Source organism: Noviherbaspirillum sp. Root189 (assembly GCF_001428545.1).
In the GTDB taxonomy this organism is placed as follows: domain Bacteria; phylum Pseudomonadota; class Gammaproteobacteria; order Burkholderiales; family Burkholderiaceae_D; genus Noviherbaspirillum.
The window spans coordinates 82966-106268 of sequence record NZ_LMHZ01000034.1 but is presented as its reverse complement, the minus strand read 5'-3'; the positions used below and the strand labels follow the sequence as shown (position 1 = coordinate 106268).

Below are 23303 nucleotides of genomic sequence, written 5' to 3'. Positions count from 1 at the left end.
CCGGTGAACGTGGCTTGTGTGGCGTGACTCCAACCTCATATCCATCGCGACGGTGATCGCCACTGTATATTGCCAACGTGTAAAGAATTGCCGCGACAAAACTTGTCAAAGTGAATCAAATTCTGCACATAAATCCTTGAACTAGCAAGAGAAACGACGCCTCGTCAAGACGAGGTTGTTGCACAAAAGCCGTATGTCCCTATTAAATATTTTGCGTTATCCCGATCCGCGTTTGCATAAGGTGGCCAAGCCGGTCACCGTTTTCGACGCACGCCTGAAGAAGCTGGCCGCCGACATGGCTGAAACCATGTACGAAGCGCCCGGCGTCGGCCTCGCCGCGACCCAGGTGGACGTGCATGAGCAACTGATTGTCATCGACACCTCGGATACCCATGACCAGTTGCAGGTTTTCATCAATCCCGAAATCACCTGGGCCAGCGAAGAGCGCCGCGTCTATGACGAGGGCTGCCTGTCGGTGCCGGGCATCTACGACGGCGTCGAGCGACCGGCCCGCGTCAAAGTCAAAGCCCTTGACCTTGACGGCAAGCCGTTTGAAATCGAGGCTGACGATCTGCTGGCAGTCTGTATCCAGCACGAAATGGATCATCTGAAAGGCAAGGTCTTCGTCGAATACCTGTCGCCGCTGAAACGCAATCGCATCAAGGCCAAGTTGCTCAAGGAAGAGCGAGAACTGAGCCGTGACAAGAAGAAAACGGCTGCCGTACGCTAGATCTGCCAAGTTCTTACTTGTGATCGAACCAACCCTGTCGCCTGCGTCCCGGCAGGTAGGCTGGTGGCAAGCTGATGGGACGCAGCTTCGCGGGACGCGCAGAGCGCTATGCCTGCGCAGCGCGAACGTTGCCAACCTTTTACTTTCGTCCCATGAAAATCATCTTTGCCGGTACACCCGAGTTTGCCGCGATCGCCCTCGAAGCCCTGCACAATGCCGGCTTCTCGATCCCTCTGGTACTCACCCAGCCCGATCGCCCGGCCGGACGCGGCATGCAATTGCAGGCTTCTCCGGTCAAGCAGTTTGCGCTGGCCCATGACATACCGGTTGCCCAGCCGCAATCGCTGCGACTGGACGGCAAATATCCGGAGGTCGCTGAAGAAGCGCACGCCCTGCTGCATGCGACACCGCATGACGTGATGGTGGTTGCGGCTTACGGACTGATCTTGCCGCGCAGTGTCCTGGAAATTCCGAGATTCGGTTGCATCAACATCCATGCATCGCTGCTGCCACGCTGGCGCGGCGCGGCGCCGATCCATCGTGCCATTGAAGCTGGCGATGCGGAAACCGGCGTTACCATCATGCAGATGGAAGAAGGACTGGATACAGGGCCCATGCTGCTGCGGGAAGGCCTGCCGATTGCCGACGATGAAACGACAGCGACGCTGCACGACAAACTGGCAACGCTGGGCGGCAAACTGATCGTCGACGCTTTGAGCAAGGTCGCGCAGGGCGCGTTGTCGCCCACTCCCCAGCCAGAACAGGGGACGACCTATGCGGCCAAGATCGCCAAAGAAGAAGCCGCACTCGACCTGACACAACCGGCGGTCGTGCTGCACCGGAAACTGCGAGCCTTCAATCCCTTTCCCGGCGCGGTTGCCCAGCTCAACGGTGTTCCGGTGAAATTCTGGCGCGCTGAACTGGCGGCGGCACCTGCCGGCGCAATACCGGGACAAGTCCTTGCAGCCAATGGCCATGATGGCGTGCTGGTAGCCTGTGGCGAAGGTGCATTGCGCATCCTGGAATTGCAGAAGCCCGGTGGCAAGCGCCTGGCTGCTGCGGAGTTCCTTAAAGGTTTTCCCCTGGAAGGCGAACGCTTCAACTAGCAACCTGCTGTATCTCAAAAACGTATTACATGACAATGAGAAAGCTTGTGCGGGATTGCGACCGGATTTTTACTAGAAAAGCATGGGCCCATGCGGCTCCGCTCTAGCGATTTTTGGAAAGCGAGCGCAGCTTTTCCATTTTTCTTACATTCTTACCCAACATATTGATTTCACGTATAATTTTTACTGCGCCGATTTGATTGGAAAAAGTCAAAACCCAGCTTGCGGGCGCCAGGGTCCAAGTCCCATTCCAAATGCAGCTAAAGCGGACATCAGAACCCGGTCCCGCTTTGCAGGCCGGGTTTTTTGCTTTAAGGGATAACATGAAACGCGACGCCATTTCCTCCACTGAAGCGCACTTGCGCGACCTCCTGTCACAACGCATCCTGATTCTCGACGGGGCGATGGGTACCATGGTCCAGCAATACAAGTTGAGCGAAGAAGATTTTCGTGGCGCGCGTTTCGCCGATTTTTCGGTGCCCGGCAAGGAGATTTTCGTCAAGGGCAACAATGATTTGCTGGTGCTGACACAACCGCAGATCATCCAGGAAATCCACGAGAAATACCTGGCGGCCGGTGCCGACCTGATCGAAACCAATACCTTCGGCGCAACCAGTGTCGCGCAGGACGATTACCACATGGGTCATCTCGCCTATGAGATGAACGTTGCCGCGGCGAAGATCGCCCGCGCCGCCGTTGACAAATATTCAACTGCCGACAAGCCGCGTTTTGTCGCCGGCGCACTCGGGCCGACGCCAAAGACCGCGTCGATTTCGCCGGACGTCAACGACCCTGCGGCCCGCAACGTCACTTTCGACCAACTCGTCACCGCCTACCTCGAACAGGTCCGCGGTCTTGTCGAAGGCGGTGTCGATGTGCTGCTGGTCGAGACGATTTTTGACACGCTCAACTGCAAGGCGGCGCTGTTCGCGATCGATACCTACTTCGAAGAAGCGGGCAAGCGCCTGCCGATCATGATTTCCGGTACCGTCACCGATGCCTCCGGCCGCATTTTGTCGGGCCAGACCGTCGCTGCTTTCTGGCATTCGGTACGTCATGCGCGCCCGCTGACGGTCGGCCTCAACTGCGCGCTCGGCGCTGCGCTGATGCGCCCGTATGCGGAAGAGCTATCGAAGATCGCCGACACCTTTATTTCCGTTTACCCGAACGCCGGTCTGCCCAACCCGATGGCGGATACCGGTTTTGATGAAACGCCGGACGTGACTTCCTCGCTGCTGAAGGAATTTGCCGAGAGCGGCTTTGTGAACGTGGCCGGCGGATGCTGCGGCACCACGCCTGACCATATCAAGGCGATTGCCGACGCGGTGCGTGAACTGCCTCCCCGCAAGGTGCCGGTGTTGTCGCCGACAATGAAGCTGTCGGGCCTGGAGCCGTTCATCATCGATGAAGACTCGCTGTTCGTCAACGTTGGTGAACGTACCAACGTGACCGGTTCGAAAGCCTTCGCCCGCATGATCCTCAACGAGCAATACGACGAAGCCTTGTCGGTTGCCCGCCAGCAGGTGGAAAACGGCGCGCAGATCATCGACATCAACATGGATGAAGCGATGCTCGATTCGGTCGTGGCGATGACGCGCTTCCTCAACCTGATCGCGTCCGAACCCGATATTGCGCGCGTGCCGATCATGATCGACTCGTCGAAGTGGTCAGTGATCAAAGCCGGCCTCAAGTGTGTGCAGGGCAAGTCGGTCGTCAACTCGATTTCGATGAAAGAAGGCGAAGAGGAATTCCTGCGCCAGGCCAAGCTGTGCCGCCGTTATGGTGCCGCAGTGATCGTGATGGCGTTCGACGAGAAAGGCCAGGCCGATACCTTCGAGCGCAAGATCGAAATCTGCGAACGCGCCTACAAGCTGCTCACTGAAAAGCTAAACTTCCCGCCGGAAGACATCATCTTCGATCCGAACATTTTTGCGATTGCCACCGGTATCGAAGAGCATAACAACTACGCGGTTGACTTCATCAACGCGACCCGCTGGATCCGGGACAACCTGCCGCATGCGAAGATCAGCGGCGGTGTTTCCAACGTCAGCTTCAGCTTCCGCGGCAACGATCCGGCGCGTGAAGCGATTCATACCGTATTTCTGTACCATGCGATCAAGGCAGGCCTGACGATGGGCATCGTCAACGCAGGCATGGTCGGCGTATATGACGAGCTGTCGCCCGAATTGCGGGAACGTGTCGAAGACGTGGTGCTGAACCGCCGCGACGATGCCACCGAGCGCATGATCGAATTTGCCGCCACGCTGAAGGCAGGTGGCAAGAAGGAAGAGCAGAACCTGGAGTGGCGCAACGATCCGGTCGAAAAGCGTCTGGCCCATGCTCTCGTGCACGGCATCACGCAATGGATCGTCGAAGACGCGGAAGAAGCGCGCGTCAAGGTCTTCAATAGCGGCGGTCGCCCGATCAACGTGATCGAAGGCCCGCTGATGGACGGCATGAACATCGTCGGTGACTTGTTTGGCCAAGGCAAGATGTTCCTGCCGCAGGTCGTCAAATCGGCGCGCGTAATGAAGCAGGCGGTCGCGCATCTGATTCCCTATATCGAGGAAGAGAAGCGACGGGAAGAGCAGCGCACCGGCATTGTCGCCAAGCCCAAGGGCAAGATCGTGATCGCTACGGTCAAGGGCGATGTGCACGACATTGGCAAGAACATCGTGTCGGTGGTCCTCCAGTGCAACAACTTCGAAGTCGTGAACATGGGCGTGATGGTGCCATGTTCCGAAATCCTCGCCAAAGCCAAGGCGGAAAATGCCGACATCATCGGATTGTCCGGCCTGATCACGCCTTCGCTCGAAGAAATGGCGCACGTCGCCAAGGAAATGCAGCGCGATCCGCATTTCCGCATGATGAAGATTCCTCTGCTGATTGGCGGCGCCACGACCAGCCGCGCGCACACCGCTGTGAAGATTGCCCCCAATTATGAAGGCCCGGTAGTCTATGTGCCGGATGCGTCACGCTCGGTATCGGTCGCGCAATCCTTGCTGACGCAGGAGCAGCGCGAGCAGTACGTTGAAGATATCAAGAAAGACTACGAGCGTATCCGCGAGCAGCATGCGAACAAGAAGGCGGTGCCGATGGTGTCGCTGGCCGAAGCGCGGGCCAACAAGACCCGGCTGGAGTTCGCGCCGGTCAAGCCGAAGTTCATTGGCCGCCGCGTATTCAAGAACGTCGATCTCGGCGTGCTGGCGCAGTACATCGACTGGGGCCCGTTCTTCCAGACCTGGGACCTGGCCGGACCATTCCCGGCGATCCTGAAGGATGAAATCGTTGGCGAGCAAGCGAGCAAGGTCTACGAAGAAGGCCAGGCGATGCTGAAGAAAATCATCGAAGGCCGCTGGCTTACCGCCAATGGCGTGATGGCCTTGCTGCCGGCGAACACCGTCAATGATGACGATATAGAGATCTACACAGACGACACGCGCACCAAGGTGGCTTTCACCTATTACGGTGTGCGTCAGCAAACCGCCAAACCGGTGATCGATGGCGTTGCGCGCCCCAACCAGTGCCTCGCCGATTTCATCGCACCGAAGTCCTCCGGCATCGCGGATTACATCGGCTTGTTTGCGGTCACCGCCGGTATCGGTATTGAAAAGTACGAGAAGCGTTTCGAGGATGCGCATGACGACTACAGCAGCATCATGCTCAAATCACTCGCCGACCGTCTGGCAGAAGCCTTTGCCGAACATTTGCATGAGCGCGTGCGCAAGGATTTGTGGGGTTATGCGGCGGACGAAAAGCTGAGCAACCAGGAACTGATCAAGGAAGCCTACCGTGGTATCCGTCCGGCACCGGGTTATCCGGCCTGCCCCGAACACACGGTCAAGGCCGACATGTTCAAGCTGCTCCAGTGCGAGGAAGTCGGCATGCGGATTACCGAGTCCTTCGCCATGTTCCCCGGCGCATCGGTATCGGGTTTCTACTTTGCGCACCCCGAGTCGAAATATTTTGTCGTCGGAAAGATTGCCGAAGACCAGGTGAATGACATGGCGGAGCGCCGTGGGGTGAGCAAGGATGATCTGGAGCGTTGGCTGGCGCCTAATCTATAGTCCTAAACCTGTTTCCCCAAAAACGGAAGGCGGTGCATTGCTGTCGGGCAGTGCACCGCCTTTATCCATCCATCTTCTATTGCTCAATGCGCGCTGCGCGCCACCGCATCACCCCATTCAAATGCCGAGACCTGCAGGTTGTACAGGTCTTCGCTCCCCAGACGAAGACGATCAATCAGCTCATCGAGCATCGAACCGGCTTCTTCGATTCGCTCCATATGTTCGGCAAGGCGCAACATGGAGCCGTACACTCCCTTGCGATGCAACAATGCATCGCAAACTTCGTCGATTACCGCAACCTGCTCCAGAATGTCCTTCATCGGAATGCTGAACAGCGTATCCATCAGCGACATGATGCCCACGGTGAACGCGGTGTCCGCCATGCTTTGATTACGAGGTTCTACCTGTTGCGCGATCAGTTCAAGCAACTTGCCGCGCGTCGCTGCCAAGGTCAGCAATGGCGTCATGCAATGCCCCTTCTTGCAGGGTTCCGCGTACAACATGATTTGCAGCCAGCGCTGTAGCTGGCTGCGGCCGAGCAGCATCAGGGCCTGGTTGACCGAATCGATACGGCGCCGCGCGCCCACTGCCGGCGTATTCACCAGGCGCAGTAAATTGAAGCAGAGCGAGACATCCTGCTTGATGCTGCGTTCGATGTCCGCAGTGTCCGCGTCTGAATTCAGCTGCCCCATCAGTTGCATGATGGCCAGCTGGGACGGTGATAATTTCTTGCCTGTCAGGATGACCGGTTTCGCGAAATAGTAACCCTGGAAGAAATCGAAGCCGAGCTTCAAGCAGGTATCGAATTGCTCCTGCGTCTCCACTTTTTCGGCGAGCAGTGCCTTACCCGCCAGCTTGAATTGCGGCGTCAGCTTGAGCAGCGCGGAAAGTGGCATGTCGCGCAAGTCAAACTTGATGATTTCCACCAGCGGCAGCAGTTGTTTTACTTCGGTTGTATCGGCAATGACGTCGTCCAGCGCAAAGCGAAAACCTTCCTTCACGAGCTGTTCGATACGCGCCAGGATTTCCGGCGTCACTTTCATCGTCTCGACAATTTCAAGCACAACTTTTTCGCGCGGCAGGAACTGGAAGATATCGCTCATTAATACTGCCGCATCGACATTCAGGTAACCGAGCGCATCGCCGATCACTTTCTCCATGCCCAGCTGGGAAGTATGCGCAATGACGGATGCGGTCGCCGACAAATCGCTGGTGACGTTGGCCGGTCCGGTAGCCGCATTGCGGAACAGCAGTTCGTAAGCCACCAGCGCCTGGTTACGGTCCAGGATGGGTTGGCGGGCAAGGAAGAATTCGCGCACGCGCAGCGGGCGTGTCGTATCGTTCTCTGGCAAGGAAGTGGCAATCATCGCGTTATTCTTGTCTTCGCCAACATTGGGGGAGCGCGCCATGCGCCGCCTGTTCGCATCAGCAAATCGAATCTGCAAATACGAACAGGTCGTATGGGTCATAGGTAGCGATTGAGATTGACCGTCGGTTTTCCGGCCTATAACAACTCAGCTACACGGCAACGCACACGGCCTCTTCGCACGTGGTCAGCTTTGCGGCGAACTGGCAACGCGTCTTTTAATACACTCTAGCGCATTTTAATTGCCGCGTTGCAATTTTCGATGTTGCGCTGCATTCTCCGATTATTGCTCAGGTGCTGACTCGTCGACTGGTGCGCCGTCGACAAACACCTTCATCTCGCCGGGTGCGAATTGTGTCCAGGTTTCATTATTGGTCAGAGGGGCGGTGACGATGACGGCGACTCTGTCCTTGGGCGTCGTCACTTCCGAAAAGTCGACCGTCATTTCTTCATCCGACAGAACCGCGGTCGCGAACGGGTATTGACGGATGATGTAATGCAGGTTGGTCGAGCAATGTGCAAACAAGGCGGAGCCATCGGACAACATCATATTGAACGGCCCATGCGCCGCAATCTCCGTGGTCAGTTCACGCAATGCCGCACTCAATTCCGGCAGGGCGGGCGCAATATCGCCGAAGCGGCGCCGCAGTTCCTGCAGCAGGAAACAGAAGGCCAGCTCGCTATCGGTATTGCCGACTGGCCGAAACGCGCCTGTGAGCGGGGGCGCGAAATCCTTGAGATCGCCGTTATGGGCGAACACCCAATAATGGCCCCAGAGTTCACGCACGAAGGGATGGCAGTTTTCTAATGCCACGCGGCCCTGGGTCGCCTTGCGAATATGTGCGATCACGTTTTTCGACTTGATCGGCCAGCGCTTGATCAGGTCGGCGATCGGTGAAGCAATCGCCGCATCATGGTCGACGAAATGGCGAACGCCCGCACCTTCGAAGAAAGCGATCCCCCATCCATCGTTATGGACGTCCGTGCGGCCACCCCGAGTGGCAAAGCCGGTAAAGCTGAATACGATGTCCGTGGGAACATTACAGTTCATTCCGAGAAGCTGGCACATAGCGAGGCGAGTGATAGTACTTTTAGGATGGGTAAAACGATTATGCGAACACACGATAAGACAGCGTACACCAACAGGTAGCGGCCATCGGTCGCATTATTTCACGTTGTTTGCCACGGATCATGCTCGGGGCGCGGAAACTGTTTCGACATGAAATCGACGAAGGTGCGTACTTTTGCTGACAACAGGCGCCGGCTTGGATACACCAGCATGACGGGTAGCCGGCCAAGCTCATAATCTGCCAGCAAGCGCACCAGCTTGCCTGCGGCAAGGTCGTCGCCCAGTGCAAACGAAGGGCGGATCGTAATCCCCATTCCCGCGATCGCGCAGTGTCGCAACAGATCGCCGTTGTTAGACACTACTTTGCCGGTCACGGGAATGTTGATCAGGCTGCCATCCGGCCCTTTGACCGGCCACTGATGCCGTAACTGTTCGTACGAAAAGTTCAGACAGGAATGGCGAGAAATATCTTCCAGCTCTTCGGGAGCGCCGTGACGCCTGACATAATCTGGCGAAGCGCAAAGCAGCGCCTCGGACACAGCGAGCTGTCGCGCGATCATGTTGGCATCGAATTTCTGTAAGTTAATAAAAATACCGACATCGAAGCCGTCTTCCACCAGATCAACGGTCCTGTCCGAAAGTGTAACGTCCAGGGTGACGTCCGGATACTGGCTTGCGTAGAGGGGCAGCAAGTGCGCAAGTTGCTGTTGTCCGAAGCCAAGGTGAGAGTAAATCCGCAGGATACCGGCTGGTTTTTTGGACTGTGACGATGCGATGGCTTCCGCATCCTCCACTTCCTGCAGGATCTGCAGAACGCGCTCAAGATAAGCATGGCCGGTTTCCGTCAGCGAAAGTTTGCGCGTGGTGCGGTTCATCAGTCGTGTGCCGAGGTGATCCTCCAGGTCCGCGACATGGCGTGTGACTACTGCATTCGACATGTCGAGCGCCTGCGCTGCCCGGGCAAAGCTGCCCTGTTCTATCACTTTCGCGAACACGCGCATTGATTGCAATCGATCCATATTTTTACCTTCTGTTCCTTGGGCCTTGACTGTTTCTGATTGGGGAATAGTCGTCGTTGATTATTGACCTTTTTTGTGGAACACACAATGGATGCGCTGTGCTTGATAGGAAAAAATGTGTGCCTGGTGCATGTTTATATACGGAATTGCCGGCGGTGTGGATCTATGCAAAAGATTCGACACAATCACGGACGGCTTCTATACGCATGGCGACCGTTCAAACCGGGTAAGTCAATTGAATCAAGTGCTTGGGTATGCAGGCATGTGTCTTGCGGAGTTATCCGGGCCGGCTGTGAAAAGACACGATGTACCGATATGAATCCATGGACATTGGTTCTGGCGTTGTTTGTGCCGTCGTGTTTTCAGCGTTCTCGCATAGCGTCCTGCTTAGGACGAAAGTGCTCTAGGCCTATCAATCTCCGGTTCCCGCCATTGTCCGCACCTGTGGGCGTGGCGGGTTTTTTCTTGCTTCGCCATCTCCATCTATTCACCTGCGCCTGCGCCCGCGCCACAGTCCACACAGTCCAATATCCCGTGATCTATCGCTTGAAACGACAAATGGCTTCATGATCGAATAGAGATTGACACTTTTGGACAAGCAGTTCATGTGACAGAGCGAACGTAGTTCGTTTCCGTACATTAAGAAGCTGAGCAAACGAACAGGTGGCATCTGAATGAAACAAAGAAGCTTTTTTCGTCGCGAAGCGTGATAAAGACTGAGATTGCCTGCGCCGTAGCTATCCAAGGCTTACCGAAGCTAATGCCTTTTCGCAACTTAGTTTCCTGGCGGGTAGTTAACGCATTACAGGAAATGGATCAGGAGTTGCACTGTGAAAATTAAGTTCTGCGCCATCCTTTACATATTTGGACGGCTGTTTTCCAGATAAAAGAAGAAGTCTTGAGGAATCAACGATTTAGGTAGCAGGCTTGCCTTTTGCTACAGACACTCGAGCCAGCGACATCAGGATGAGCGTCACGGTAAGCCGTGCCTGTCACATCTGGTGCCAAGGCGCTGATCGTTCGCCTAGAAGATAAAGGATGAAACACATGACTCAAACAAGAACGCAAGCATCAGGGCAGGGACCGGCAATGGATCTGGGACGTGCAACCTATCGCTCTCGCCCGCACGACATCCACAATCTTTACGTCAGTCTCAAGCAGTGGAGAATTTTCCATGCCGTGATTGATTGCGGCGGGTTCGCCGAAGCTGCCAAGTCGCTCCATCTGAGTCAATCCACCATTAGCTATACGGTTTCGAAATTGCAGGACCAGCTAGGCACACCACTGCTGCGTATCGAGGGTCGAAAAGCGAATTTGACGCCGGAGGGAAAGGCTTTGCTCGATCGCTCACGCCACGTTCTGAAGGAAGCGATCGAGCTGGAAAACTTTGCTAAAAATCTCGGACAGGGCTTGGGTGGCGAAGTGCGTCTGGTCGTTGATCACAACTTCCCTCCACATTTGCTGGTACGCGCGCTAAGCGAATTTTCGCGGATAGGAAGAGTTGCCAGCCATGTCAAGCTGAGCGAAGTCGATACCCTGCATGCAGAAGATGTATTGCGAGACTTGAGTGTGGATCTGGCCATTAGCGAACGCGTTCCGCTGGGATTTCTGGGTGAGCCCCTGATCGAGGTAGAGCATCTGCCGGTCGCGCATCCCGAGCATCCGCTGCTCAAGCTCGGACGCGACGTCACTGCAATGGACCTGGCGCAGCATGTGCAAATCGGCGTAGGCCAAACGGGTGAGCGTGAGCGTCCGATGTCAAGTTCGAAGCCGATGCGTCGTTGGGCAATGAGTAGTCTGGATACAGTGGTTGAGGCCGTGACCGAGCGCCTTGGCTATGCATGGCTGCCAGAACACCGGATCCGTCGCTGGCTAGATGACGGTTCGCTGGTGCGACTGCCGCTTGGGGAAAGTCGCCCACATAAAACCATGCTGTACCTGATCCATGGACGCCCCTGGGCGTCTACTGCAGCGGCTGGCAGGCTTGCGGATGTCCTGAGGGGGCTAGCGGGCGGCGAATCGTCAACACAGTCGCAGACGAAATACGACAACATCATGGCAAGATAAACAGAAGAGTCCGAACGATTGGTATAAACCATGAAAAATGGCTGAAGGTGCAGAGGCACCTTCAGCCATTTTTCACATGCGTCTCTTTATTTTGTTAGGGGGAATTCTGGTGAAGGCACTCACGCCCAGGGCTCTGGTCCTGTTCAAGGAGTTCCGGCACGGTTATTGAACTGCCAACGCCTTATACCAATCGCAACCCATAACGCACCGTCGTCAATAGCCCGCTATTGACTCCTCCTGCGCCTTGCCAGTCAAAAAAATCCATCGATCTCATTTGTCACGTTACAGGTTGGGATTGGTATTACTTGTGCGCTTCCATGTCGGCACTGGCGCCAGCGTTTCCGGCAAAGCTACGTCCCGCTCCTGTGATCACTTCTGGCCGGATGTTGTATTTCTCGATCAGCCGATACAGCGTCACCCGTGATACGCCCAGTAACGACGCAGCGCGAGAAATCTGGTTCCGTGACTGTGCGAGTGCGCGCCTGATCATCGTGCGTTCCGCCGCGGCACGGGCATCCTCAAGCGACATCAGTTGCGTATCGGCGCTGCCACGGTTCAAGCCAAGATCTTCCGGCTGGATGAATCTTCCTTCCGCCATCACCGTCGCGCGCTGGACCCGATTGACGAGTTCACGCACATTGCCCGGCCATGAATGGCTCAGCATCGCATTCATGGCCGCCTTGGAGAATCCGCGCAGACTGCGGTTGTGCATGCTGGCGAACTTGGAGAAGTAATATTTGGCGATGTCTTCGATATCCTGTCCGCGGTCCGCCAGTTGCGGAATCTCGATGCAGACAACATTGATACGGTAATACAGGTCTTCACGAAAACGGCCTTGCGCGACTGCTTCGGCAAGGTCGATATGCGTTGCTGCAATCACGCGCACATTGATGTCGAGACTATCATTGCCGCCGACACGTTCAATCGTCTTTTCCTGCAGGAAACGTAGCAGATTGACCTGCATGTCATAGGGCATGTCGCCGATCTCATCGAGAAAGAGCGTCCCGCCCTGAGCGGCTTCGATACGTCCTATCTTGCGCTGGTTCGCTCCGGTGAACGCTCCCTTCTCATAGCCGAAGAGTTCGGATTGGAACAACTGCGGTGCAATCGCTCCGCAGTTGACCGCCACGAAGGGCGCATTCCTGCGTGCCGATTGACGATGGATAGACAGCGCTGCGAGTTCCTTGCCGGTACCTGAAGGCCCGGTAATCAATACCGATGCGTTGGTACGGGCCACCTTTTGCAACTGGCTGAACAGCTGCAGCATCTGCGGCGTCTTGCCGACCATCGCAAAATCGCCGTCGTTGTTGAGCGGCGTCGGCTGGCTGGAAGAGGCATTCTTGAAATCGCGCAGATAGGCCATGCCCCAGGCATGACGCAAAGTCAGCACGATATGGTCGAGCTGCGCGGGAATGGAGATGAAATTAAACAGATGCTCGCCGATGAATTCACGCATGCGTGGCAACGGAATCAATTCCTGGGCGACAAGGCCAACCCAGGTGATCCGGGTATTGCTGACAAACGGCTCGTATTTGTCGAGATGCGTGAGGTCGGCTTCCTGGGTGACACTGAGCAGGCCGACACGGCATCCTGCCTGTATGGCATCGTTGGCCGATTCAAAGCTGAAGCACTCGATCAGGCTCAACCCTTGTCCACGCAGTACATCGGTGTACTTGCAGGCCGGTCCGTTGCGGCCTGTAAGCCGCAATACGAGGACCGGCTGGGCCGCAGGTGCAGAATGGGACGCGTAAAGCATTTCACAATACTTTCTTGTTGATGCTTATTGAAGCGTCGAGCCCGCGTGGAAATAGTCAGCAGCATCCGGTGCAGGTCCTGCCACCGGCAATCACCCTCGGGCAATTAATAACGGTGTCCTCGACGCCTAAACGTTGGCAAAAGAGTCTGAAATGAGACTCGAACCCGACTGAGCTTAGCTGCTTTTATCAGGCCGAACAATGCCATAAACAGGGGATTTCCTTTCAACTGAATAGGCATTTGTTTTTTGTCAATAAGTGTGGCTTTGTCGGTCTATTGCCCGCAGTATGGTGTCTTTTTTGATGAATTCAGTCAGGGACGATACTTATCCCAGGGACACGCGACAGCGCCAGAGGTCGTGACCGGACGCCGTGTATTTTTGCTCGAACGGTGTGATGGGCGAGGCGGCAATGTAGGCGTCGCAAGTGATCGTTTTTGCGGTCAGCCGTTCGAGAGCCGCCGCAAATTCGGCGATATAGAGACGCCAGTTACTACGGCATTCCAGTTCGCCGCCAAGGCTGACAATAGTAGGAAAAACGGCGTGGCCATGCCAGCGTCTGGCCAGTTGTCCCAGCTTTGGCCAGGGATTGGGATACAGGATATAGTGCCGTGCCGGTCGTACCGCTGCCGCGTGCATCAGGCGCCAGTAGTCGACCAGGTCGGCACGTACGGTCATACAGTTCTCTGGTGGTGTTCCTGGCCAGAGTGTCTTACGAGAAAGACGATCAGCCGATTGGTCGACGCCGATAACAAAATGATCAGGATAAAGCGTCGCAAGATGCAACGTAGACAGTCCGACACCACACCCGGCATCCAGAATCAGTGGCGGTGAACCGGCTTTCGCCCATGCGGCCATACTGCGTTCAAAGGCTTCCGTGTTGTAAGGCATGACCGGTTTGTGAAACCGCGTGCGAACGTGTTTATCGACAAGTGTAAATAAGTGCTCGTGGATGTCGGTTTGGGTACTGCTGACGGGACTGGAATTGGCGTACATAGCTGGAAATTGGGAAAGTGTATCCGCCACCGATAGCATGTGCGGAAGGTGTTGCACGCCGAGATTGTAATGGGACCACCGGATCGTGGACAGCGCGCAGCAGCGAAGGCTGCCGTGCGGCAGAGAGTTTTGCCTGCATTGAGGACATTGCCAGTATCCAACAAGCCGCCATGCTGGTGGCTGGGCCGCCCTGTGCATTTTCCCGTGTTTGCATGTTTGTGCTTCACGTGCGGCACGTTCCTCTTCAAGACGCAAAAGTATGACCGCCACCCGGTTGTGGGCGGTGGGCTACGCATGTCTTGTCGTGCAAGGAGTCGGAGCGGATGCCACGATCATGCCAGTTCGGCAGGAGTCGGGCGCAGCAGTGGCCGTAGGAAAGGCCGCCTTATCTGCTGAAGCGCCACAGAATGCCAGGCATTCCGTGGCGAGCATTGAAAAAACTAGTGCAGCGTGACCGGCTGGCGCATCAACGCGTCATATTTACCGAGGAAGTCGTCGATTTCTTCAACGCTGGGTTCGGTGGCAATCAGGTTTTCCACTTCTTCGCGGAACGACCTTGCAAGAGTACCGCCGATGAAGATTTCACGTTTGCCGGACTTATCCATAATTTCATATCCGCCAAAGCGCAAGGCCTCGCGGCCGTCGTCTGCACCAAACTCCACCACGCTGTACTGCTCGCTGTTGTAGATTAAGTTCATATTGCGCTCCTTGTTACGGGATTGTGTGGTTAACCCACTTCCCTCTGATGCAAAAATGAGGCCACCTCACTTCTTTTCAAGGTGGACGCCCAAATTCCGTGTTGAAGAAGCGACAACTGCCTGATCCGCTGCATATAAGGGCGGGCGCTGACTGACCCGGTTTCAAATGCTCAGGTTTGAAGATCTGCCGTGAGCTCCAGCAGGCTGTCGTAAGGAGCTTGTGAAAGAAACAGGCGGATCTGGTCCAGATGTTCTGAGTTCGCCAGAGCAATAAAGAGGCGTTCAGGGCGCTTGCGCAACATGCGGTTCAGGGTCACGCGCATGGTCAGATTGCCGGTACAGCAAAGGCAACCCGGCGCAATACGGGAAACAAGGAGTGCAGGGGCATGTGCGTTGTCGTCCAGCGACCCGGCGCCGCCATCGGGCAAGCCTTCGAGGATGAGAGCCGTGGAGAGCTGCGGCTTAAGCAGGGTGGCGATTGCCGCCTCACGCTTTGCCGCAGTGGAACCGGTTACCAGCGTTGTCAGGGTCACCCGGGCATCAGCCTTTTCTGGAGGCTTTACTTGGTTCGACGCCCAGCTGCTTGAGTTTGCGATACAGGTGTGTTCTCTCAAGTCCGGTACGCTCGGCAACGCGCGTCATGCTGCCGCCTTCACGAACCAGATGGTGTTCGAAGTACGCGCGCTCAAAGGCATCGCGGGCTTCCCGCAGCGGCATGTCGAAGGACAGTCCAAATACCGCCGTCTCCGTTTGGACTGGCACTTGCGGGGACTGTGCAACGCCATTTCCGGTGTTGGATCCCGGCGCATACACGGCAGTCGCCACTGCCGCTGCAGTCGCAGGTTCTTCCAGAGCAACGGGGGCGGGCCGTGGCTGGTACACGGGCATGGGACGGATGGCTTCCGATGTGCGGGTGAGCCCTTGCTGCACGGCTTTGAGTAATTTTTGCAAAGCGATCGGCTTTTCGAGAAAATTTAGCGCGCCGATCCGCGTTGCCTCCACGGCCGTATCGATGGTTGCATGTCCGGACATCATGATGACGGGCATTGTCAGCATGCCATCACGTTGCCATTCCTTGAGTAGGGTGACGCCATCGGTGTCTGGCATCCAAATGTCAAGCAGCACCAGGTCGGGCGCACCCTGAGCCCTGACGTCGCGTGCCTGTTGCGCGTTTTCCGCGGTGGTGACGACATGGCCTTCATCTCCCAGGATTTCCGAAAGTAATTCACGGATTCCCATTTCATCATCGACTACCAGAATATTTGCCATATGCTTACCTTATCTGCTTCTAATGTCGCCAAGTTCGTTCGTATGCACAATTGCACGTCAGCATGCAAAAGCCGAAATCTTGTCACGTCGCTAACTTTAACAGCAAAATTGCTACTTTTGCACCAGTGCCGCTTGATTGGTTTTTGATATCAATCCGGCCACCGTGTTCATCAATAATCTTTTTTACCATGGCGAGTCCCAATCCGGTGCCTTTTGCCTTTGATGTGACATAGGGCTCAAATGCCCTCGCCAGAATTTTCGACGAAAAGCCGGGCCCGTTGTCTGTCACCGAGAGCCTTACCGCAGTACGGCTCTCGCCGTCCGAATCCTGGTAATGCACTGTTTCGGTCAACACATCAATTCTTGCTTTCGCCGCATCGGCTGGGCGATCGGCAACGGCATCCTGCGCATTCTGCAGTAGATTGTGAATCACTTGCCGAAGTTGCGTCTCATCACCCATTACCTGCGGTAAATTCGGGGCGAGCACAGCATGAATGATGTCGCGTTCATCGCCGGCGGTGTAGAGATGCAGAATTTCCTCCACCAGTTCATTCAGGCTCAGTGGCGTTAGCATCGCCGGCGGCGTCTTCGCGTAATCGCGGAAATCGTCCACCATGCGCTTCATGGCCGATACCTGGTTGACAATGGTGGCAGTGCTCTTTGTCAGCATTGCTGCATCCGCGTCCGCCAGCTTGGTTTCCAGTTTCATCTGCAGACGCTCCGCCGACAGCTGGATCGGTGTCAGCGGGTTTTTGATTTCATGGGCCAGACGCCGTGCAACTTCGCCCCATGCAATGGACCGTTGGGCTGAAATGACATCGGAAATATCGTCGAACACCACGATATAACCTTTCCCTCCTGCGATTGGCAGATACGAGCCACGCGCCAGCAGGGTGAGGTTGTTATCATTTTCAACGCTCGCGGCAGGACGAGGTATTTCAATCTGTTTCTGCCAATGCAATTCTTCGGAGCTGCCCGCTGATTGTGCGCTCTGTTCCGAAAAAGCCTTGGTGATCGCCGTTGCCAGTGGCTCGAGCCCATTGATGCCGACCAGCGGTTTGCCGATGTGCGGATCGAAATCGTGCTGCAGGATGCGCTCGACCGATTCGTTGCATGTCACTAGCCGGAACTGTCCATCGAGCACCATGACGCCGGCGGACATATTGGCTAGCACCGACTCCAGGTAAGCCTTCGCGTTTTCCAGCGCAGCACGATTGCGTTCGACGGACATGCGCGCTTCCGACAACTGTCGCGTCATGGTATTGAACGACTGGGTCAGTGTGCCAAGTTCGTCGGAGCTGGCGACGATGGGCCGCGGCGATAAATTGCCTTCGGCGACGGCCTTGGTACCTTCAGCCAGCACCAGCAACGGTTGCGCAAGGTCGCCCGCAATCAGGAATGCGGCTGCAATCGCGCCAAAAATCGCCAGCAGCAACGTCAGGGTCAGCGTGACGATATAAATCTTGCGCAGGCCGGTACGGGCCAGTGAGCGTTCCTGATACTCACTATAGGCGGCCCGTAAGGCTTCGGCGTTGGCGGCCAGATGCGCGGGCACCGGTTGCAGCAACTGCAGGAAGCGCGATTCGCTTTGCAGGCTGAGTTCATTGTTCGATGCGGGGATCGCTACCACCACGCGCAAGCGCAAACCACCCGCATCGCCCGGATCGCTTGCGGAAGCGACGTTCGGCTGTTCGCCCGAGGCGCTCTCTTCCCTGGCAGGATTCTCGTGAAAATCAATGCCTCCCTCGATGGCTGAATACGAACGCGTCAGGCGGGCCTGTCGCAGCATCGTCGCATTCGGCAAGTCGGGAATGAAGCTTCCCAGTCGGCCACCGACGGTCGCGACAATTTGACCGCTCGACGTCACGATAGTTGCTTCCTGCATTTGACTTTGATCACGCACACGTGACAGCTGGGTGATCTGCGCCGCGTCGGACAGCTCGGACAATTCAAGGGCAATGCTGCGCGCTTTGGCGGTGAGGTCGGCAAGCGAGCCGTCAAGCGCGGTGCGGCCCAGGGTCAGGCCGGATTCCAGCGCTGACTCGACCCGCACGTCGAACCAGGATTCAATCGAGCGCGAGACGAATTGCACCGAAACGATGTAAATGACGATGCCCGGCAAGATGCCGATCATGGCGAACAGCAAGACTAGTCGCGCCATCAGCCGCGAGCCGAATTCGCGCCGTTTATAGCCCCTGTATAACCTGGCGAGAAGCAGACTCACCAATGCGAGCAAGGCAACCGCGATGACGGCGTTAAGGACCAGCAGCTCGGGATAGTGCCGGTCAAAGAAAGCAGAATTCTCGGAGGCTGACGCCAGCAGAAACAGCAAAATGCTGACGATAGCACCGCCGACGATCAGGAAGTAACGCAGGAAACGCTGCACGGTTACTCAGCCTTGAAAGTGAATTGCAGCCAGTCTGACGAAAAACGCCAGTCGGAACTGTTGAGCGCATGGACCTGGAACGGCTTGGGCAGCCTTGCGACATCGAGTCCCATGCGGACCGCGACATAATAAGTTTCGCCGGGCTTGAGCGCACTCTTGTCGGCCACGATCCAGCGGCTCGGCCGTCGCACCAGCGACAGCGCATCGTCGAGCGTGGCAAAGCTTTGTTGCAGGCGCCCGCCAATCGATGCATGGTATTGGTGGGTCAATACATTGTAGGAGATCCGGATAGTTTGCGACGCCGTGATCGTTTTTTCATCGAACCAGTACCAGCGTGGACGATTGATCTGTACCTCGGTGGTGAAATACAGCGGAATGCCACGTGTGATCGCATCTTCCAGGCCACGTGTCAGCTCGAATGAAAATCCCAGGGCCAGCCGGTAACCGTCCTCGGTGCTTTCCAGATTGGCATGCGTAATGTCGACGCCTTCCGCAGCGTGTGCAGAAGGCGTGAATATTGGCGCTAGCAGCAGCGCCGTCAGGAAAAAGCCTGCCAGGAATCGGAAGAAACGGTGAGTCACTCGTATCGGGCGCCGTTCAGGGATGATGAGACATGCCGGTACTCAAATATTGCCTGATCGGCATTGCAATGCCGACGTGTTTTCTGGTGGTGTCGTGCCCGTATGGTTGCGTGCCATGGCCTCGCTGGGGCAATCCAGGCAAGAAAATGTAAAACTGCAAACAGTTGTATTCATGCTTCCTTCCAGCGGTGACCGGTTTATCGAAAAAGATACTATCAGACGCTGCTCTTTTGGAATAGCGCATAGAACAAACCGTCGTGATCTTGCTGTTGCCCGGCTGTCGGCAGCAACTGGCCCGGCGCCGGTAGCCGGATGGCGTCATTTCTGACTGCAAATGCGGCTGCCTGCGCTTCCGATTCCTGTGGCCACAGCGAGCAGGTGACAAACAGCAGTTTGCCGTCGGGTTGCAGCATTTTCCACAGATTGTCGAGGATGTGGGCCGACAGGGCGGCGAGTTGCGCGGTATCGGCTTTGCGTCGCAGCCAACGAATGTCCGGATGACGGCGGACAATGCCGGACGCTGTACACGGTACGTCGGCCAGGATACGGTCGAACAGGCGGCCATCCCACCAGTCGCGTTGCGCGGCATCGCCTTGACGCAGTGTTGCATCGAGTTGCAGCCGCTGCAGGTTTTCATTGATGCGGGTCAGACGATGCGCATCGCTGTCCAGCGCAGTAACGTCGACCGCCGCCTGCTCAAGAATGTGCCCGGTCTTCCCGCCCGGTGCTGCGCAGGCGTCGAGCACGCGCATGCCATCCTGCAGGTCCAGCAAGGGAGCCGCCAGTTGCGCGGCGGCGTCCTGCACCGAGACGACGCCCTCGGCAAAGCCGGGAATCTGCTGGACCGGTAGCGGACGCTCAAGGCGTACCGCGAACGGACCGATGGCCGTGGCAGCCATGCCCTGGGCTTCGAGTGTCTGCAGATAGTCGGTGACCGTGGCCTTGCGACGGTTCACGCGCAAGGTCAGTGGTGGCGCACTGTTGCCCGCCGAAAGAATCGCTTGCCATTGCGATGGATACGCGCTGCGGACACTGTCGATCCACCAGGTCGGGTAATTCCATTGTCCCGGCGGCTGCTTGCCGACTTGCTGAAGGAGGGTGTCGCGCTCCCGCAGGAAGCGCCTTAACACCGCATTGACCATGCCTTTTGCGTGCGCCATGCCGGGGTCGGCCGCGCACGCGGTGACAGCCTGGTCGACGACGGTAAACGATTCATAAGGAGCATCATCGCCGGTCTGCAGCATCAGCGCCAGCGCGCAGCACAGCAGGCCATGCAACTCCGGCGGCGAAGGTGGCTTGCTGGCCAGCAGGCCAAGCAGGGCTTCCGCCTGGCCAAGCCGGCGCATCGTGCGGTAGGAAATGTCCTGAATTGCACCGCGCGCTTGCGGCAAAGGATTGTCGCGCGCAAAGATCGCGGCCAGCGCCTGCGGCAGGGCGGTTCCTGCCTTGACCTTTGCTACGGCATGCGCCGCACCGTACAGGCTGAAGGCAAGAGAGTCGTTTTTGAGTTGAATTTTTGACACGGGGATGGCGCAGTGTGACTGCGTGTATTAAAGGGTTATGGCCGGGCCAGCGCGAGCTTGACGCCGAGTCCGACAAAGGCTGTGCCGACAAAGCGTTCCAGCCACAGCCTGACTTGCGGATTATTGCTGGCGCGACGCGCCAGCGTGCCGGCCAGGAAAGCTGTCCCGCTATTCCATCCCATGCTGATGAAGGCGAACGCCAGGCCGAGAAACAGGAAACCCAGGGTCTTGTGCGGCGCATCCGCCTGCACGAATTGCGGAATGAATGCGAGGAAGAACAGGACGACTTTAGGGTTAAGCACATTGGTCAGCATCGCCTGCCAGAAAATCGTGCGCAGCGGACGCACGTCGGCGTGTGCTGTCGACACGTTGTCCGCTGCCGGTTTGGCCAGCAGCATGCGTATGCCGAGATAAATAAGATAAGCGCCGCCAGCCAGCTTGACCAGCATGAACGCCGTGGCTGATGCCGCCAGCACCGCACTCAGGCCGACCGCCGAAGCCACCGCATGCACGCAGCAGCCGGCCGAGATGCCGAGTGCCGACATCAAGCCGGCGGAACGGCCTTGCGCAATGCTGCGCCCGACGATGTAAGCGGTGTCCGGTCCAGGTGTCGCATTCAGCAACAGCACGGCAGCCAGGAAAAGACCGAAATTGTAAATGCCGAAGGAGTTCATGATACGGTCGCGCAGAAGTGCGGGTGCAGTGAGATAAAGACAGGATTGTAGCCGTTGTCGGCGACAAATCCGCTCAACGACAATAACGATCAGGCCGCGTGTTCAGGCTTCAGCGCCTCGATGTCCTGTTGGGTCAGCCAGGCGCGCAGGTCCGCAAATACGCGCGCCGCCCCAACTTCATTGAAAATTTCATGATAGTTGCCCGCATAACGATGCATGGTGCCGATGCCCGGGGATAGTCTGCCGTAAAACACTTCACTGCCGGAAGCATCGACCAGGTGATCGTCCCCAGCGACCAGCAAGAGGGTCGGTATCCTGAGAGCAGCCGCATGATTTCGCGCGTAGGCTCCGGCTTCCAGCATGCCGGTGAGCAGGCGCGCGCTGATTTTCGGATGCACCAGCGAATCCTTTTCATAAGCGGCGACAACGGCGGGATCATGCGACAGGTATCGCGTCTGCAAGCCATTGGGAACTCCCAGTCCAGGCGCAACCGCACGTAATGCCTTGAGCAGCATGCCTTGCACGCCTGATAGCGGCACCGCCAGGGCAGGGGAGGACAGGATCAGTCCACGCAACGGCGCCAGGCCGGCCGTGGCAAAACGTGCCGCGAACAGCCCGCCCATGCTGTGACCGAGCAATAGCGGCGGCCCATCGAATCGAGGCGCGAAATCGCTGATGACAATGGCGGCGTCGCGCAACATCGCTTCACTGTCGGGAATGTCGCCGCGTGGTCCGCCGGACCGGCCATGACCGCGATGATCGTAGGCGCGGACCGACCAGCCGCATTCATTGAAAAACCGTGCGACGTGCGCGTAGCGGCCGCAATGTTCGCCAAGGCCATGCATCAGCAGGACGCCGCCTTTGGCAGCGGGCAGGCACCAGTCCCTGACAAATAGCGATGTGCCGTCGGCGGCATGGAGCCGATGTTCGACCGGATTGGCAGCGGCCAATGTTGCCATGGTCGGCGCCTGCTCCACTAGACGCCCCACATCACGTCGTGGCCTTCATGTTTGGCCGCACGCAGCATTTCGAGCAAGGGATAGGCGCGGGTGGCAAAGGTGACGAATTCGACCGGTTCGTGTTCGTTGTCATCGCCATTCTCGCCATGATGGGCACGCACGTCGCGTTGCACTTCCTCCGATGTCGGATGTAAGCGGCTTTCCATGATTTCCGCTTCGAGTCGCTTTACGGCAAGGGGAGTTTCCTCGGCGGTAATAACGCCACGCCGGACGTCCTTGTTCAGCAAATCAAGAATGCGCTTGGCATGCTCTTCGTACATCAGCACTTCGGCAGCGGCTTTTGATTTGAATTTGACCAACATGGAGCCTCCAATTTCGATTCGATATGATTAAACGATAGCATGGCTTTACAAATTTGCTATACGCCAAATCAGACAATTGGTGGCCTTCCCGGGTTCAGTGCCTGGCTTCCTGAAGTCAGGTTTTGCTCATCCCGGCTTGAAGGAACTGAAGAAAGTATCGACCTGTTCGCGTGAAATATTCTTTTCCGCGCCGACCACGACCAGCTGGTAGACCCGGCGTTCGCGTGCGGCAAAACGGGCAATCAACAGGCGCGGCGGACCGCTGGCACCAGTACCCACCGGGCTGGCGACTTCGATTTCGGTCATGCCGGGCGCAGCCGGGGTTGCCACTGACTTGTCATACCGGACCGCACCCGCCATGTTGCGCGTCAGGGCGGTTTTCATGGCCAGCAAGGCTGTCTGGGCTTGGGTGGGGTCCGCCAGCACCGCGCTGCCGACGGCGAAAGTGACGCCATCGACGTCGGCAGCCGTCATGCTCATCGTTACCTGGGCGCCGTCCAGATTAACGGGACGGGAATGGGATGCGGGCTTGCCGGGAAACATCGCCATGAAGTTGGCATCGGCGCTGCGAACTTCGCGCCAGTCATATTTGGGGCTGCAGGCGAGCAGCAATGCGGTGGCGGCAATGCACGCCACCTTGCATAAACGGGTAGATGTGATCGGGAACATGCCGCCATG

General features: G+C 57.0%; 20 protein-coding genes. 4 read left to right on the top strand and 16 right to left on the bottom strand.

Annotated features, from left to right (window positions below; genetic code table 11):
• The first annotated feature begins 193 nt into the window (after positions 1–193).
• Positions 194–730, top strand: a complete 537-nt coding sequence (def, locus tag ASE07_RS19145) for a peptide deformylase (RefSeq protein ID WP_057292416.1) — start codon at positions 194–196, stop codon at positions 728–730.
• A gap of 152 nt (positions 731–882) precedes the next feature.
• The gene (gene fmt, locus ASE07_RS19140; protein WP_057292547.1) at positions 883–1836 is read left to right on the top strand and encodes a methionyl-tRNA formyltransferase; all 954 of its coding nucleotides are present in this window, start codon (positions 883–885) and stop codon (positions 1834–1836) included.
• Positions 1837–1939: 103 nt separating this feature from the next.
• On the opposite strand, the gene ASE07_RS19135 is transcribed toward fmt, so the two are convergent.
• Positions 1940–2161 carry a hypothetical protein gene (locus tag ASE07_RS19135; protein WP_057292415.1) on the bottom strand — a complete coding sequence of 74 codons (222 nt, stop codon included), beginning with the start codon at positions 2159–2161 and terminating at the stop codon, positions 1940–1942.
• On the opposite strand from ASE07_RS19135, the gene metH reads away from it, so the two are divergent.
• Positions 2160–5903 (top strand): methionine synthase, encoded by a 3744-nt coding sequence (gene metH, locus ASE07_RS19130; RefSeq protein ID WP_057292414.1) that lies wholly within the window; start codon positions 2160–2162, stop codon positions 5901–5903. The genes ASE07_RS19135 and metH overlap by 2 nt on opposite strands.
• Positions 5904–5986: 83 nt before the next feature.
• Here metH and ASE07_RS19125 read toward each other — a convergent pair whose 3' ends face one another.
• From ASE07_RS19125 to ASE07_RS19115, 3 genes are all read right to left on the bottom strand, one after another.
• On the bottom strand, positions 5987–7270 hold the full coding sequence (locus ASE07_RS19125) for an EAL and HDOD domain-containing protein (protein WP_057292546.1): 1284 nt from the start codon (positions 7268–7270) through the stop codon (positions 5987–5989).
• A 282-nt stretch (positions 7271–7552) separates the two neighbouring features.
• Positions 7553–8338, bottom strand: a complete 786-nt coding sequence (locus tag ASE07_RS19120) for a class II glutamine amidotransferase (protein ID WP_057292413.1) — start codon at positions 8336–8338, stop codon at positions 7553–7555.
• A 101-nt stretch (positions 8339–8439) separates the two neighbouring features.
• On the bottom strand, positions 8440–9357 hold the full coding sequence (locus tag ASE07_RS19115) for a LysR family transcriptional regulator (protein ID WP_057292412.1): 918 nt from the start codon (positions 9355–9357) through the stop codon (positions 8440–8442).
• Positions 9358–10404: 1047 nt separating this feature from the next.
• On the opposite strand from ASE07_RS19115, the gene ASE07_RS19110 reads away from it, so the two are divergent.
• The gene (locus ASE07_RS19110) at positions 10405–11424 is read left to right on the top strand and encodes a LysR family transcriptional regulator (RefSeq protein ID WP_162256916.1); all 1020 of its coding nucleotides are present in this window, start codon (positions 10405–10407) and stop codon (positions 11422–11424) included.
• A gap of 301 nt (positions 11425–11725) precedes the next feature.
• Here ASE07_RS19110 and ASE07_RS19105 read toward each other — a convergent pair whose 3' ends face one another.
• The 12 genes from ASE07_RS19105 to ASE07_RS19050 all read right to left on the bottom strand — a co-directional run bounded on the left by ASE07_RS19105 (position 11726) and on the right by ASE07_RS19050 (position 23294).
• Positions 11726–13180 carry a sigma-54 interaction domain-containing protein gene (locus ASE07_RS19105; RefSeq protein WP_057292411.1) on the bottom strand — a complete coding sequence of 485 codons (1455 nt, stop codon included), beginning with the start codon at positions 13178–13180 and terminating at the stop codon, positions 11726–11728.
• Positions 13181–13504: 324 nt separating this feature from the next.
• Positions 13505–14173, bottom strand: coding sequence for a tRNA (guanine(46)-N(7))-methyltransferase TrmB (gene trmB / locus ASE07_RS19100; protein ID WP_057292410.1), 669 nt, complete (start codon positions 14171–14173; stop codon positions 13505–13507).
• Positions 14174–14613: 440 nt separating this feature from the next.
• Complete coding sequence (locus ASE07_RS19095; protein WP_057292409.1) at positions 14614–14871, bottom strand: BTH_I0359 family protein; 258 nt, start codon at positions 14869–14871, stop codon at positions 14614–14616.
• A gap of 170 nt (positions 14872–15041) precedes the next feature.
• Positions 15042–15404, bottom strand: a complete 363-nt coding sequence (locus ASE07_RS19090) for a hypothetical protein (RefSeq protein ID WP_057292408.1) — start codon at positions 15402–15404, stop codon at positions 15042–15044.
• Positions 15405–15411: 7 nt separating this feature from the next.
• Positions 15412–16140, bottom strand: a complete 729-nt coding sequence (locus ASE07_RS19085; RefSeq protein ID WP_057292407.1) for a response regulator — start codon at positions 16138–16140, stop codon at positions 15412–15414.
• A gap of 82 nt (positions 16141–16222) precedes the next feature.
• Positions 16223–18526, bottom strand: a complete 2304-nt coding sequence (locus tag ASE07_RS19080; RefSeq protein WP_057292406.1) for a sensor histidine kinase — start codon at positions 18524–18526, stop codon at positions 16223–16225.
• Positions 18527–18528: 2 nt separating this feature from the next.
• Entirely contained in the window at positions 18529–19107 is a 579-nt protein-coding gene (locus tag ASE07_RS19075; protein ID WP_200960978.1) for a DUF4390 domain-containing protein, read from the bottom strand.
• Between the two features lie 215 nt (positions 19108–19322).
• Positions 19323–20630, bottom strand: a complete 1308-nt coding sequence (rsmB, locus tag ASE07_RS19070) for a 16S rRNA (cytosine(967)-C(5))-methyltransferase RsmB (protein WP_057292405.1) — start codon at positions 20628–20630, stop codon at positions 19323–19325.
• A 35-nt stretch (positions 20631–20665) separates the two neighbouring features.
• Entirely contained in the window at positions 20666–21304 is a 639-nt protein-coding gene (locus ASE07_RS19065) for a LysE family translocator (RefSeq protein WP_057292404.1), read from the bottom strand.
• An 89-nt stretch (positions 21305–21393) separates the two neighbouring features.
• Positions 21394–22263: an alpha/beta hydrolase gene (locus ASE07_RS19060; RefSeq protein WP_057292543.1), complete on the bottom strand. Its 870-nt coding sequence runs from the start codon at positions 22261–22263 to the stop codon at positions 21394–21396.
• 17 nt (positions 22264–22280) lie between these two features.
• Positions 22281–22625, bottom strand: a complete 345-nt coding sequence (locus tag ASE07_RS19055; protein ID WP_057292403.1) for a DUF1840 domain-containing protein — start codon at positions 22623–22625, stop codon at positions 22281–22283.
• A 126-nt stretch (positions 22626–22751) separates the two neighbouring features.
• Positions 22752–23294 carry a hypothetical protein gene (locus tag ASE07_RS19050; protein ID WP_057292402.1) on the bottom strand — a complete coding sequence of 181 codons (543 nt, stop codon included), beginning with the start codon at positions 23292–23294 and terminating at the stop codon, positions 22752–22754.
• Positions 23295–23303: the final 9 nt, after the last annotated feature.